At 75.1% G+C, this 13,779-nt stretch carries 11 protein-coding genes and 1 tRNA gene; 4 read left to right on the top strand and 8 right to left on the bottom strand.

Features of this window, described 5'->3' with window-relative positions:
- Nucleotides 1-4: 4 nt before the first annotated feature.
- Nucleotides 5-79: transfer RNA gene (locus IEZ12_RS17540), tRNA-Val, on the top strand.
- A gap of 214 nt (nucleotides 80-293) precedes the next feature.
- On the opposite strand, the gene IEZ12_RS17535 is transcribed toward IEZ12_RS17540, so the two are convergent.
- Nucleotides 294-476: a hypothetical protein gene (locus tag IEZ12_RS17535; protein ID WP_100585058.1), complete on the bottom strand. Its 183-nt coding sequence runs from the start codon at nucleotides 474-476 to the stop codon at nucleotides 294-296.
- Between the two features lie 470 nt (nucleotides 477-946).
- Between IEZ12_RS17535 and IEZ12_RS17530 the strand changes: the two genes are divergently transcribed.
- From IEZ12_RS17530 to IEZ12_RS17520, 3 genes are all read left to right on the top strand, one after another.
- A complete protein-coding gene (locus tag IEZ12_RS17530; RefSeq protein ID WP_373295487.1) occupies nucleotides 947-2,878 on the top strand; it encodes a serine/threonine-protein kinase in 1,932 nt (643 codons plus the stop codon).
- Nucleotides 2,879-2,942: 64 nt separating this feature from the next.
- On the top strand, nucleotides 2,943-3,503 hold the full coding sequence (locus tag IEZ12_RS17525; RefSeq protein WP_189272855.1) for a hypothetical protein: 561 nt from the start codon (nucleotides 2,943-2,945) through the stop codon (nucleotides 3,501-3,503).
- 69 nt (nucleotides 3,504-3,572) lie between these two features.
- On the top strand, nucleotides 3,573-3,941 hold the full coding sequence (locus tag IEZ12_RS17520) for a hypothetical protein (protein WP_189272854.1): 369 nt from the start codon (nucleotides 3,573-3,575) through the stop codon (nucleotides 3,939-3,941).
- Here IEZ12_RS17520 and IEZ12_RS17515 read toward each other — a convergent pair.
- The 7 genes from IEZ12_RS17515 to IEZ12_RS38560 form a co-directional block, all read right to left on the bottom strand.
- Nucleotides 3,938-4,747, bottom strand: a complete 810-nt coding sequence (locus IEZ12_RS17515) for a hypothetical protein (protein WP_189272853.1) — start codon at nucleotides 4,745-4,747, stop codon at nucleotides 3,938-3,940. The genes IEZ12_RS17520 and IEZ12_RS17515 overlap by 4 nt on opposite strands.
- 58 nt (nucleotides 4,748-4,805) lie before the next feature.
- A complete protein-coding gene (locus IEZ12_RS17510; protein ID WP_189272852.1) occupies nucleotides 4,806-5,609 on the bottom strand; it encodes a TrmH family RNA methyltransferase in 804 nt (267 codons plus the stop codon).
- 149 nt (nucleotides 5,610-5,758) lie between these two features.
- Complete coding sequence (gene cobA / locus IEZ12_RS17505) at nucleotides 5,759-6,988, bottom strand: uroporphyrinogen-III C-methyltransferase (protein ID WP_189272851.1); 1,230 nt, start codon at nucleotides 6,986-6,988, stop codon at nucleotides 5,759-5,761.
- Between the two features lie 126 nt (nucleotides 6,989-7,114).
- On the bottom strand, nucleotides 7,115-10,891 hold the full coding sequence (cobT, locus tag IEZ12_RS17500; RefSeq protein ID WP_189272850.1) for a nicotinate-nucleotide--dimethylbenzimidazole phosphoribosyltransferase: 3,777 nt from the start codon (nucleotides 10,889-10,891) through the stop codon (nucleotides 7,115-7,117).
- Between the two features lie 484 nt (nucleotides 10,892-11,375).
- Nucleotides 11,376-12,614: a precorrin-6y C5,15-methyltransferase (decarboxylating) subunit CbiE gene (gene cbiE, locus IEZ12_RS17495; protein ID WP_189272849.1), complete on the bottom strand. Its 1,239-nt coding sequence runs from the start codon at nucleotides 12,612-12,614 to the stop codon at nucleotides 11,376-11,378.
- A gap of 128 nt (nucleotides 12,615-12,742) precedes the next feature.
- Complete coding sequence (locus IEZ12_RS17490; protein ID WP_189272848.1) at nucleotides 12,743-13,369, bottom strand: GNAT family N-acetyltransferase; 627 nt, start codon at nucleotides 13,367-13,369, stop codon at nucleotides 12,743-12,745.
- A gap of 156 nt (nucleotides 13,370-13,525) precedes the next feature.
- Nucleotides 13,526-13,779, bottom strand: a 254-nt coding sequence (locus IEZ12_RS38560) for a MetQ/NlpA family ABC transporter substrate-binding protein (RefSeq protein ID WP_229847626.1), incomplete at its 5' end; no start/stop codon positions are given.

The following is a 13,779-nucleotide window of genomic DNA, read 5'->3' as shown; positions in this document are numbered from 1 at the left end:
CCCCGCGCGATTAGCTCAGCGGGAGAGCACTACCTTGACACGGTAGGGGTCACTGGTTCAATCCCAGTATCGCGCACCACAGTTGAGAGCCGCCGTCCGGTTTCGGACGGCGGCTCTTCGCATGTCGGGGGCAGGGCGGACATGGGAGTGGCCGGGAACGGCACGCCCTCACCGACGTGTCGTTCCCGGCCACCGGGTTGGCCGGAGCTGCAGCCTGCGCCACTCATTTCGTCCGTCCACGACGTGATGAGGGTTGCTCCGGGCCGGCGCGAAGACCCCTACCCCATGGGGGGTCAGCGCCCGATCAGATCGGCGACCGCCTGGGTCTGGGTCGCCAGTTGGTCCCACGCCCCGAACAGGGCCATCAGCAGGATCGCGCAGGGCAGGGCGATGGCAAGGGCGACCATCGGGTGCCGGGTCTCCGCGGAGTGCGGGGACAGGGGCCGGCGGCGAAGGGCTCGGTCGAGCGGTGCCATGTCTGCTGTGCTCCTGCGGGCTGCGGTGCTGCGGTCGGGTCGGGGAACAGGTCGTGCTGCTTGGCAGCGAGGACGGTTCTTCTCGGGGGACGAGCGGGGCCGTCCTCGCTGTGAACAACGGTAGGCGGGGCGGCTGTCCGGGTCGTCATGCCGTCGTACCGTTCCGATCGCCTCCGCTGGTAGGAGGAGGAGCGGGGTGACGTACACCTGGAGTCGGACACCGGAGTGCGCGGACCCCTTAGGCGACCCTGACAGCACCCCTTGGGGGGTGGCCGAATTCCCTGCGGGGCAGGGGGTCTGACGGTGCGCCGACACCTGCGATCTGACCATCCGACCGGCGGTTCGTGTGTTGCGTGTCAGCACGGGGCCGCCGCCTGTCCGTAAGCTGTGCCGAGACAGTTGTCTGACGATGCCCCAATCCGACGGGGCCTCACCCCACAGGCTGACGGAACGGGAACGGGTACGGGCAAATGGCAATGATGCGGCTGCGGCGTGAGGACCCCCGCATCGTCGGCCCGTACCGGCTGCACCGGCGGCTGGGCGCCGGCGGGATGGGCGTGGTCTTCCTGGGTTCGGACCGGAAGGGGCAGCGGGTCGCGCTGAAGCTGATCCGCGCCGAACTCGCCGAGGACGCCGAGTTCCGCACCCGGTTCGCCCGGGAGATCGCGGCGGCCTCCCGGATCCGCGGCGGCTGCACGGCCCGGGTGATGGGCTCCGACATCGAGGCCGACCGCCCGTGGCTGGCCACCGCGTACGTGCCCGGGCCGTCGCTGTACAAGCAGGTCTCCGAGGAGGGCACGCTGGCCTGGCCGGACGCCGCGCGGATCGGCGCGGCGCTGGCCGACGGGCTGGTGAAGGTGCACGAGGCCGGGGTGGTGCACCGCGACCTCAAGCCGTCCAACATCCTGCTCTCCCCCAAGGGCCCGCGGATCATCGACTTCGGCATCGCCTGGTCGCGCGGCGCGTCCACGCTCACCCACGTCGGCACGGCGGTCGGCTCGCCGGGCTTCCTCGCGCCCGAGCAGGTGCGCGGCGCGGCGGTGACGCCCGCCACCGACGTGTTCGCGTTCGGGGCCACGCTGGCGTTCGCGCTGACCGGGGAGTCGCCGTTCGGGTCGGGCGCCTCGTCCGAGGTGATGCTGTACCGGGTGGTGCACGAGGAGCCGGACCTGTCCGGGATTCCGCCGGTGCTGGCGCCGCTGGTGCGGGCCTGCCTGGCCAAGGAGCCGTCCGAACGCCCGCCGGCCGCCGCCCTGCACGAGCGCCTGAGCGAACTCGCCGCACGCGGCGTCGGCGGCCGGGCCGCCCGGGCCGCGGCCCGGGCCGAGGAGCGGTCCGCGCAGGCCGCCCCGGCCGAGGGCGCGGCGGGTGCCCGACCGGACGGTGCTCCGCCGCGTCGCGCGGCCGGCCCGCAGGGCGCCCCGGTGCCCGGCGCCGTCCGGCGACCGGCCGCCGACAGCCCGCGCGCTGCGGCCGGTGCGCCGCCCGTCCGCCCCGCCGTCCGCCCGGTGCCGGCGCCGGCTGCCGACGGCGCGCCGGCGGCCCCGGGCGGACGGCCTGTGGCGGCCGCGTCCGCGATGCCCCGGCAGGAGGTGCACCCGGAGGCCCGGACCGAGCGGGTGCGGCGTCCGGTCCGGGACGGCGACACGGTGCGCGAGCGTCGGCCCGCCGCCCCCGCCGGGCGGGAGCGCACCCCGCTGCCCGGCCGCGACCGCACTCCCCCGCCCGGGCGTCCCGCGGGCCCTGCCCGGCCGACGGCCCGTCAGCGGCTGATGCGCCAGCGGCTGGTGGTGTTCGTCACCGTCACGCTCGGTGTGGCGCTGGCCATCGCGATCGCGCAGGGCTGCGAGAACCGCTCCACCCACGGCCTTCCGCAGCCGACCGTGACCGCCCCGGTGAAGCCGACCACGGGCGCGACGCTGGCGGTGGACAGCCTGAACACGGTCGGCCGCAGCGGCTCCGGCCTCGGCCCGGCACTCGGCAGCCCGCCCGCCGCGGACTGGCCCAACCGCAGCTACCCGGACCCGTCCGGCGGCCCGGCGATCCAGCTCCACGACGGCCGCTCGACCGACGCGGGCGCGCCCGTCACGCTGTCCGCGGTGCTGCCCGCCCGCTTCCGGGACGCCCCGGCGGCACTGGTGGTGCTGCGCCGGGTGGAGGGCTCCGTCCCCGTCGACCTGGTGCAGCTGTACGGCTTCACCGGCGACGCCCCGGTGCTGATCGCCGGCCGGGCGTCCACCGCGAACCCGGAGGCGGGAGCGGTGTGGCGGGTGGAGAACGGCGCGCTGATCCGCGAGGAGCGGGTGGACCGCACCGGCGCGGTCTCCTCGACCCGCTACACCGTCCGCCCGGACGGCGGCCTGGAGGAGTCCTGGCCGGGCTCGGGCGTGTCCGGGAACTGAGGGATCCGGCCCGAGCTCAACTGCCGGTGACGGTCTGTCAGTGCCCGGCGGGAGCATGTGCCGCATGATGTGGACGACCGACGCGATGCATGTCGCGTACTGCCAGTATTTCCTGTACGGCCCGGAGCTGCCGGACGGCTGGGACGCGCACGCGCTGGCCCGGCTCTTCCACGGCAACGGGGTGGCGGCCGGGTGCCCGGACCACCTGACGGTGCTGTGCGGCACCCACACCGGCCTGATCCGGCTCGGCGTGGAGCGCGCGGCCGAGCGGCCCGCGGAGCCCGGGCCGGAGTGGGAGAGCGCGGTGGAGCTCTCCCTGTACAGCAGCGGCGAGCTGCACCTGCGCGCCTGGGACGGCGTGGACGTCGCCGAGGCCGGCAACCTCGCGCACGCGGGCCGCGGCTGGTACCGGGTCCGGGTGCAGACCCGGGGCCGCGACCGCGGCCGGGAGACCGACACCGCCGCCCGCGCCGTCGAGGAGCACCGCCTGACGATCTGGCCCGCTCCCCCGTCCCCCGATCTGGTGCTGCGCGTCGGCGACCTGACGGGCCGTCGCCACCACGATCCGCGGCGGCCGGCCCCGCAGCCGATATCGCCGCCGGCGGCGGCCCGCCGGGCAGCCTGACGGGTCATCGGCCGGTCACGGCGGATAATGATCCGCGGAAAATCGGGCGAGACCGGGAGGTACGGAGCGATGACGCTGGTCGCGGGAGTGCGCGTCAAGCTGGTGGTGGACGTGGAGCTGGGGGACGCGTCCGGGAGCGGGGAGCCCGTGGGCGTCCTGCTGCTGGGGGCGGGCGTCGAGGGCACCGTCGAGCACGTGGTCGGGGAGGTGGCGGCGCCCGAGGAGGTCCGCGAGTACGAGCGGCTGCGGGCGCTGCACGACGACTACGGGCACACCATGCCCGCCGAGAGCCTCAAGCAACTGGAGGGCGAGATCGCCAAGTTGACGCCGCACTGGGAGGCGTTCCAGGTGCGGGGGCCGCGCTTGTCGGTCCGGGTGCGCTTCGACAACGGGTTCGTGCTGGACGGGGCCGACGAGGCGGTGCTGGCGGCTCTCTAGAAGTGGTCGCTGTCGTCCCAGCTGTACCAGCCGTCGCCCAGCGAGTGATAGTACCGGGAGGCGGGCGGGGTGGTGCCGGGCGGGAAGTACACGTAGCCGTGGTCACCGAACAGGCCGCCGCCGCCGATGGCGAACTTCGCACCGCCGTCGGCGAGTTCGGTCTCGGTGAGCAGGTAGCCCGCGACCCAGTCCGGGTCGGCCGTGCCGGTGGCCAGGGCGTGCTCGGCCCAGTCGGTCAGGGCCGGGCGGGCCAGCGCGAAACGGGCCTCGGTGGGGTCGGTCTGGGTGGCCGTCAGCACGGTGGCGGCGACCAGCAGCGGAGCGACCGCCCAACGCCAACGGCCCGCAGGGTTGGCGCCGTCCCGGGCGACCGGCCACTGGTGCCACAGCAGCCAGGCAAGCGGCAGGCCGACCAGCGTGAACCCGCCGGCACCGAGGAAGGCGTAGTCCTCGCCGGGGACGCTGAGACCCACTATGACGGCGGCGCAGCCCAGCGCAAGGCCGAGCAGTGCGCTGGTGCCGGGGCGGTGCGGCCAGGTGAACGGCTTGGTGATCGTCGCACCGACCACCAGCACACCGACCAGCAGGAACGGGAGCGCCACCGGCAGGAACATGACCGCCATCGGCGGGACCATCACGAGCACCGACCCGATCATGCCGCCGATGGCACCGGCCACGGCCACCCCGCTGTGCAGCGCACCGTCGGGCCTCACCGCCAGGACGGCCAGCAGGGCGGCCAGCAGCAGTGGGCCCCGGTAGCCGGGGAGGGTGAGGCGGCGCAGCGCCACGGTGCGGTCGGTGATCATGGCGGCATGTCTACCGCAGATCCGCGCCGAGTCTCAACTCCCCTGGCGGGGGCGGGAGTCAGCCGTGGTTCACCGCGTAGAACGCGATCGCGGCGGCGGCCCCGACGTTCAGCGAGTCGATGCCGTGCGCCATCGGGATGCGCACCCGCTGGTCGGCGGCGGCGAGCGCCTTCGGGGTGAGGCCGTCGCCCTCGGCGCCCAGCATCAGGGCCGCCCGGGGCAGCAGGTGGGACTTGGCGACGGTGAAGTCCTCGGCGCCGGACGGGGTGAGGGCGAGGAGTTCGAACCCGGCCGCGCGGACGGCGGCGAGCGAGTCCGGCCACGGGTCGAGGCGGGCGTACGGGACGGAGAACACCGCGCCCATGGACGTCTTGACGGCGCGGCGGTAGAGCGGGTCGGCGCAGTCCGGGGAGAGCAGCACGGCGTCCATGCCGAGAGCGGCCGCGGAGCGGAAGATCGCGCCGAGGTTGGTGTGGTCGACCAGGCCCTCCAGCACGGCCACCCGGCGTGCGCCGTCGAGGACTTCGGCGGCCGTCGGGAGGGGCTTGCGCTCCATCGAGGCGAGGGCGCCGCGGTGCACGTGGTAGCCGGTGACCTGCTCGGCGAGGGCCGGCTCCACCAGGTGCACGGGAGCGTCGGTCTCGGCGATCACGTCGCCCATCACGCCCAGCCACTTCGCGGTGAGCAGCATCGACCGCATCCGGAAGCCCGCCGCGAGGGCGCGGCGGATCACCTTCTCGCCCTCCGCGATGAAAAGGCCTTCGGCCGGTTCGCGCCGACGCCGCAGTTCGACGTCGGTGAGGTCGGTGTAGTCGCTCAGCCGGGGGTCGGCGGCGTCGGTGACGGTGATGGGCTCGGACATTGGACGATTTTCGCACGTGGGGGGAGTCGCGAGGGCGGGCCTTACGGCGGGGCCCGAAACTTCGGCACGCACTGAGCCCCCATGACCAACCGCGGACCCGGCCTCGCCGTTCCCCGAGCCCCTGTCGGGCTCCCTTGATCCCTCAGCCTCTAGCCCAGGATGTTCACCACGTCGCCGATGACGATCACCGCCGGCGGCTTGATGCCCTCCGTGAGGACGGTCTCGCCGATGGTGGCGAGGGTGGCGTCGATGCGGCGCTGGGCGCTGGTGGTGCCCTCCTGGACGACGGCGACGGGGGTGTCGCCGGGGCGGCCGTGGGCGATGAGCTCCGCGGCGATGGTGGCGATCTTGTCAACGGCCATCAGCAGGACCAGGGTGCCGGTCATGCCGGCGACGGCCTGCCAGTTGGTGAGGGAGCGGTCGCCGGGGCCGACGTGGCCGGAGATGACGGTGAACTCGTGGGTGAGGCCGCGGTGGGTGACGGGGATGCCGGCGGCGGCCGGGACGCTGATCGAGGAGGAGATGCCGGGGACGACGGTGACGGGCACGCCCGCGTCCAGGCAGGCGAGCAGTTCCTCGCCGCCGCGGCCGAAGACGTACGGGTCGCCGCCCTTGAGGCGGACCACGAACTTGCCGGCCTTGGCGTGGTCGATCAGGGTCTGGTTGATCGCCTCCTGTGCCATGTACCGGCCGTAGGGGATCTTCGAGGCGTCGATCACCTCGACGTGCGGCGGGAGTTCGGCGAGCAGTTCGCGCGGGGCGAGCCGGTCGGCGACCACCACGTCGGCGTCGGCGAGGAGTCGGCGGCCGCGCACCGTGATCAGGTCGGGGTCGCCGGGGCCGCCGCCGACCAGGGCGACGCCCGCGCCACGGGCGCGGTACTGGCGGGCGGCGAGGGAGCCGTCGCGCAGGCCGGCGACGATGGAGTCGCGGAGGGCGGCGGAGTGCCGGGGGTCGCCGGTGAGCACGGCGACGGTCGCGCCGGCGTCGTGGCCGGAGGCGGGCGTCCAGGCGGTGGCGGCGGAGGCGTCGTCGCTGCGGGAGCAGAACACCCGCAGGCGTTCGGCCTCGGCGGAGACCGCGGTGTTGACGTCCGGGTCGTCGGTGGCGACCAGCACGTACCAGGTGTCGGCCAGGTCGCCGTCCGCGTACGGACGCTGGTGCCAGGTCAGTTCACCGGCGTCGGCCATCGCGGAGACGGCGGGGGTGGTGGCCGGGGATATCAGGTGCAGGTCGGCGCCGGCGGCGATCAGCGCGGGCAGTCGGCGCTGGGCGACCTGGCCGCCGCCGATCACCACGACGCGGCGGCCGGCCAGCAGCAGCCCGACGGGGTACGGGGTGAGGCCCTGGGTGGACGGGTGCGGGTGCGGCGCGGTCATCGGGAGCAGCTCCTGGGTGGGCGGCGGTGCGGGGAGCGCCGTAGCCGGCCCGCCCTCGGGCCGGCTACGGGACGTCGGGCGGGCCGCCCCCGCTTCGGCAGCGGGGACGGGTCGGACGCCGGTGGATCAGGCCTTCTCGGTGACTCCGGCGGAGTCGAAGGTGGCTACATCGTGCATCGCCCGGGCGGCGCTCTGCACCAGCGGCAGGGCGAGCAGGGCACCGGTGCCCTCGCCGAGCCGCAGGTCCAGGTCGATCAGCGGGCGCAGGCCGAGCCTGGCGAGCGCGGCCTGGTGGCCCGGCTCGGCGGAACGGTGCCCGGCGATGCAGGCGGCCAGCACCTCCGGCGCGATGGCCTTGGCGACCAGCGCGGCCGAGCCGGCGATCACGCCGTCCAGGATCACCGGGATGCGCAGCGAGGCCGCGCCGAGCAGGAAGCCGGCGATAGCGGCGTGCTCCAGCCCGCCGACGGCGGCGAGCACGCCGATCGGGTCGGCCGGGTCCGGCTTGTGCAGCTCCAGGGCCTGCCGGATCACCTCGACCTTGCGGGCGTGGGTGGTGTCGTCGATGCCGGTGCCGCGACCGGTCACCTCGGCCGGGTCGGTGTCGGTGAACACCGAGATCAGCGCGGCGGAGGCGGTGGTGTTGGCGATGCCCATGTCGCCGGTGATCAGCACCTTGTTGCCGGCCGCGACCAGGTCGCGGGCGGTCTCGATGCCGACCTCGATGGCGCGGATCGCCTCGTCCCGGCTCATCGCCGGGCCCTGCGTCATGTCGTCGGTGCCGGGCTTGACCTTGCGCGGCAGCAGGCCGGTGGTGCGGCCCTGCTGGATGGCGTCCGGCAGCTCGGCGGCCACGCCGACGTCGACCACGCACACCTCGGTGCCGATCTGCGCGGCGAACGCGTTGACCACCGCTCCCCCGGCCAGGAAGTTCCCGACCATCTGCGCGGTGACCTCCTGCGGCCACGGCGTCACGCCCTGGGCGTGCACCCCGTGGTCGCCGGCGAAGACCGCCACGCAGCCCGGCTCCGGGATCGGCGGCGGGCACTTGCGGGCCAGACCGGACAGCTGCGCCGCGATGATCTCCAGCACGCCGAGCGAGCCGGCGGGCTTGGTCATCCGCTTCTGCCGGTCCCACGCCTCGCCGAGCGCCTTGGCGTCCAGCGGGCGGATGCCGCGCAGCGTGTCGGACAGCAGGTCGTGCGGCTCCTCGCCGGGCAGCGCGCGGTTGCCGTACTGCTCCTCGTGCACCACCCAGGACAGCGGGCGCTTCTTCGCCCAGCCCTGCTGCTCCAGCTCCGGCTCGTCCGGGAACGCGTCCACGAAGCCGACGCACAGGTAGGCGACGACCTCCAGGTGCTCGGGCAGGCCGAGCTCGCGGACCAGCTCCTCCTCGTCGAAGAAGCTCACCCAGCCGACGCCCAGCCCCTCGGCGCGGGCGGCCAGCCACAGGTTCTCCACCGCGAGGGCCGCCGAGTACGGGGCCATCTGCGGCTGGGTGTGCCGGCCCAGCGTGTGCCGGCCGCCGCGGGTGCGGTCGGCCGTCACCACGATGTTGACCGGCGTTTCGAGGATCGCCTCGATCTTGATTTCCTTGAACTGCTTCGCCCGGCCCTTGGGCAGCGAGTCCGCGAACGCCTCGCGCTGACGCTCCGCCAGCTCGTGCATCTTCCGGCGGGTCTTCGCGGACCGGATCACCACGAAGTCCCACGGCTGCGAGTAGCCGACGCTCGGCGCGGTGTGCGCCGCCTCCAGCACCCGGATCAGCACCTCGTGCGGAATCGGGTCCGGCCGGAAGCCGTTGCGGATGTCCCGCCGCTCCCGGATCACCTGGTGCACGGCGTCCCGCCCGGCCTCGTCGTACCCGGGCGCGGCGGGGCCGCGGTCCTCCTCGGGGGCGTCGGGGGTGTCGGGGGTCTCGGGGTTCTCCGCGACGGCGGCTTCGGTGTCGGCGTCCGCTTCGGTGTCGGCTGCGGCCTTGGGCTCGGCGGCTGCGTCGATCTCGGCCTCGGGCTCGGCAGGGGCCTCGGCCTCGGTCGGCTCGGCAGGGGCCTCGGCCTCGACGGGCTGCGGCGTGGCCTCGGGCTCAGCGGGGGCCTCGGCGACGGCAGGCTCCGGCGTCTCGACGGCGGTCGCGGCCGGGGTCTCGGCCTCCGCTGCCTGGACGGGCTCGGCGGCCTTCGCCTCCTCGACGACCTCGGCGGCCTCGGTGACGTCAGCAGGCTCGACGACCTCGGCAGGCTCGGCGGCCTCGGCAGCGGGCTGCGACTCGGCGACGGTCTGCGGCTCCAGGATCGGCAGCCCGGCGGGCGCGGCGAGGAACGCCGAGATGCGGCGGTGCGCACCCCGACCGGCCGATTTCGTGGCCTGCGCGGGGATCGGCTGTGCCGCGGCCTCGCCCTCGGGCGTCTCCGCCTCGGCCGCCTGCGGCGCGGACTGCTCAGCAGGCTGCTCGGCGGGCTGCTCGACGGTCGGGGCCGCCGGCTGCTCGGCCGACGGGACGTCAACGGCGGCAGCGGTCTCGGCCTGCGGCTCCGACGGCGCGTCGGCCGCCTCGGCGACAACCGGCTCGACCGCCACCGGCTCGGCCGCGACGGGCTCCTCGGCCTGGACCTCGGCCTTGACCTCGGGCTCGGCGACGGCGGGCGTCTCCGCCACAGCTGCGGCAGGCTCGACCGGCGCTTCGGTGACGAGCGCCTCGGCAGCCGGCGGGTCCGCCGGAGCCGGCTCGGCGGCGGGTGCGTCGGAGGCGGGTGCCTCGGCCACCGGCTCGGCCGCGGCGGGCTCGGCCACCACGGGCTGCTCCGCTGCCGGAGCCTCTGCGACCGGAGCCTCAGCGACGGGAGCCTCAGCGACGGGCGCGGGGGCGGCGGGCTCGACCGGCTCCACGAAGACGGGCATCAGGCCGGCGGCGGGCGCAGCGGGCGCGGCGACCACGACAGCCTCCGGCTCCACGGGGGCCTCACCGGCGGCGGGTGCCGACTCGGCCACCACGGGAGCGACCACGATCGGCTCGGCGGCCACCGGTTCGACGGCGATCGGCTGCGCGGCGGCGGCCTCCGGCTCGGCAGCAGCCACTGCGGGCGCGTCCTCGACGGGCGCGGCGGGCGCAGCCGTCTCGGCGACGGCCGCGGCTGCGGCGGCCTCCACCACCTGCGGCTGCACCGGCGCGGGCACCGGCACGGCCTGCACGGCGGTCGGCGCCGCCTGGACCTGCGGGGCCGGCGCGGCCTGCGGCTGCACCGGCTGCGACTGCTGCACCGTTTCGGCGGTGACGATCGGCACCCCGAACGCGGGCGTGCCGCCGGGGGTGGACGGGCCGCGGTCGGCCAGCGAGCGGACCGGGACGTGACCGGTCATCAGCGACGGGTCCGGGATCGGCGGCCCGGCGTGCAGCGGTCGGCGCTGCTGGGGAGGCGTCAGGAGCGGCGCGGCGGCGGGCTGCGCCTGCGGGACGCCGACGGCCGGGGCGCTCTCCGCCGCCGGCGCGGCGACCGGAGTCGCGGCGGGCGCCTCGACGGCCTGCTCGGCCGCCGGCTCCGTGGTCAGCACGGGCGGGGCGAGCGGCGGCCAGGACGGCGCGACGGGGGTGCCGGGCGGCTGCTCGGCAGCCTGCCCGGCGTCACCGGCGGCAGCAGCGTCGGCGTCGGCCTGCTCCGCGGCCTCGACGGTGCCGTGCACGGCGTCGCCCCAGGCGGTCTGCGGGGCGGGCATCAGCAGCACGTCGTCGTCCTCGTCGCCGTCGGGCTGGTCGAGGAAGGTGTACGCGGGCCGCTGTTCGCCGTGCCATCCGGCTGCGGCAGGCGGAAGGGGCGCGCCGAGGTGGTGCTCCGGGACGGGTCCGCCGGGCCCGGTTTCGGGCGCGAGGGGACCGGCGTGGGGGGCGTGGCCGCCGTCGGTCATGTCAATGCTCCTTCCAGGCCGCTTGCGCGTCCTCGGCGGGTGTCCCGGAGGGTCCCGCCCACTTCGCCGGGGCGGAGCCGCACCGACCCGTCCCGTACTCCATCGGTCGTCACCCTCAGGGGTGGCGTGCCATCAGAAACAACGACAGCCCCGGGCAACCGGCACGACGGCGCGGCCGCTTTCGGACCCTCACGGCATTCTTCCGGGCGGGTGCGCACCACGTCGAATGCCCGCGAAGCGGGCTGTTCGGGTTGCAGCGCGTCAAATCGGTGGTATTCATGCCGAATCGGACACGGTGCTGCCGTGACGGATTGCGCCCCGGGGAAACCCTACCGGCCGCGGCCGGACCGTTCTCGAAACCGTGTCCGGATGCGACGGGGATCACCGTACCGTCGAGGTCTGACGGTCAGTCGTGTGCGGTCCGCGGGCAGGCGGGTGCGGGCGGGTACCAGCCACGGTCGCGGGGGTGGAGTCCGTCCCGCGGTCAGTCCTGCGGTTCGCCCCAGATCAGCAGCGTGTAGTCGCCGCGCCCGAAGGAGGGTCCGGCGCCGCCGGCCGGTTCGGCGCGCAGGGGGGCGGACTGGAGCAGCAGGCCGTCGGTGCGGTAGCCGGCAGTGTCGAGGATCTGCCGGGTCTCGCCGGCTTCGGCGAGGCTGCGGGCGACGGCGACGACGCGTTCGGGTTTGCGGGCGACGACGGCGCGGACCATGGCGGGACCGCCGTGTTCGACGGCGACGGCGTCGGGTTCGGGGAGGACGCCGAGGACGTCGGGTCCGGTGCCGGTGGCGGTCTCGATCTCGACGCCGGCCTTGCGGGCGTTGGCGGTGATCCGGACGCAGTCGGCGGGTTCGGCCTCGACGGCGACCACGGCGGCGCCGAACCGGGCGGCCTCGACGGCGAGGGCGCCGTCGCCGGCGCCGACGGTCCACAGCAGGTCGCCGGGGGTGGGCGCGAGGCGGGCGAGCGCCAGCGCGCGGACGTGCGGGGGCAGTGCGCGGGGGCGCCTGGTGTCGGCGTCCGCGCCGGCGTACGCCCGGTTGGGGAGTGCCCAGCCGCGCTGCGGTCCGGGGTGGTCGAGGGGTTTGCCGGCCAGCCAGCCGGCGGCGGCCTCGGCGGGCGGGACGTTGCCGATGACCAGGACGACGGAGGGGTCGCGCCAGTCGTGGTCGGGGACGCGTTCGGAGGTGAGGACGGTGACGTCCTCCTCGGGGGTGCCGAGGGCTTCGCAGACCACGAAGGTGCGGGGCACGCCGCGGAGCATCAGGGCGAGTTCGCTGGGTCCGGCGTCGGCGGTGGTGAGGACGGCGACCTTGGGATGGGCGCGGCAGACGTTGGCGGCGCGGCGCAGTCGTCCGCCGTGCGCGGAGACCACCTGGGCGTCCTCCCAGGGCATGCCGGCCCGGGCGAAGGCGGCCGCCACCGAGGAGACGGCGGGCAGCACTTCGAGTTCGAGGCCGTACTCGGGGCTGCGCAGGGTGCGGACGACGCCGAAGAAGCCGGGGTCGCCCTCGGCGACGACGACGGCGGTGCCGCGGTGGTCGGCGAGGCGGCGGGCGGCGGCCCGCAGGTCGGCGAGGCCGATGCGTTCGGCGCGTTCCGGGACGGGGAGGGCGGCGAGCTGGTAGCCCGCTCCGGCGACCAGGGTGGCTGCGGCGAGTGCGCCGGCGGCTGCCTGGGTCAGTGGTGTGCCGTCCCACCCGATGACCGTGATCCGGTCAGCCATCTGCGGCTGTTCTCCCTATGCCGTGTTCCGCCCCTGGTGGAAGCCGATCGCGTTCGTCGGCGTTCCCTCGGCAGAGGCTACCGCCTGGCGGGGGTGGTGCGGAGCAGTGGCGCGCGCCCGGGGCGCGTTCAGTGGCGCAGGGCGTGGGGCTGGTCGGCGGGGTGGGCGGGTTCGGGCGGGTCGAGGTCCTCGGGGAGCAGGCTCCACACGATCAGGTCGGTGTGCTCCTCCGGCCCGGGGCCCCATTCACCGCCGCGGACTATCGCGGCGTTGCGCAGCACGCCTTCGCTGATCGCTCCGGTCTTCTGGGCGACCTGCTGGGCGGCGGTGTTGCCGGCGGCGGTGCGCAGTTCGAGGCGCTGGAAGCCGCGGTCCTCGAACAGCCACTGGGCGGTGCCGAGGACGGCTTCGGGGGCGTAGCCCTCGCCGCGGGCCCAGGGGGCGGTGACGAAGCGGATCTCGGTGGCGCGCAGGTGCCAGTCGGTGCGGTCGAGTTCGAGGAGTCCGACCAGGCGCTGGGTGAGGTGTTCGGTGACGGCGAAAACGATTCCGCGCCCGAGGGCGCGGCGTTCCGGCGCCTGACGGCCGATCAGGTCCTCGGCGTCGGCCCGGGTGTAGGGCCAGGGGTGTCCGGTCCAGGTCTGGACGAGTTCGTCGGAGAGCATCGCGGTCAGGCCGGGGGCGTCCTGCTCCTCAAGGGCGCGCAGCAGCAGCCGGTCGGTGCTGATGGCTGTCTCGGGGAAGTTCGCAACCATTGCCGTCTCTCCTCGCCGGGTCGTGGACACACCGTACGCCCGCCCTTGATCGGGCGTGTCAGCGTACCTGTTCCGTCTCTCACGGCTCGTCAGCGCGGTGCCCCCGGCGGGGAGGCCGGGGGCACCGTGGGGGCTGAGCGTGATTCAGGGTGCGGCTCAGAACGCGGGGATGACGGCGCCCTGGAAGTTGTCGGCGATGTACTTCTTGACGGCGTCGGAGTGCAGCAGCTCGGCGAGCTTCTTGACCCGCGGGTCGCTCTCGTGGCCCTTCTTGACGGCCAGGATGTTGGCGTACGGGTTGCCCTGGGCCTTCTCGATCGCCAGCGCGTCGCTGGCCGGCTTGAGGCCGGCGCCGAGCGCGTAGTTGCCGTTGATCACGGAGGCGTCGACGTCGTCCAGCGAGCGCGGCA

The sequence above is a fragment of the Kitasatospora griseola genome (assembly GCF_014648555.1).
GTDB lineage: Bacteria > Actinomycetota > Actinomycetes > Streptomycetales > Streptomycetaceae > Kitasatospora > Kitasatospora griseola.
Note: the sequence above shows the minus strand (reverse complement) of the source record. Positions and strands in the feature narration are given on the sequence as shown.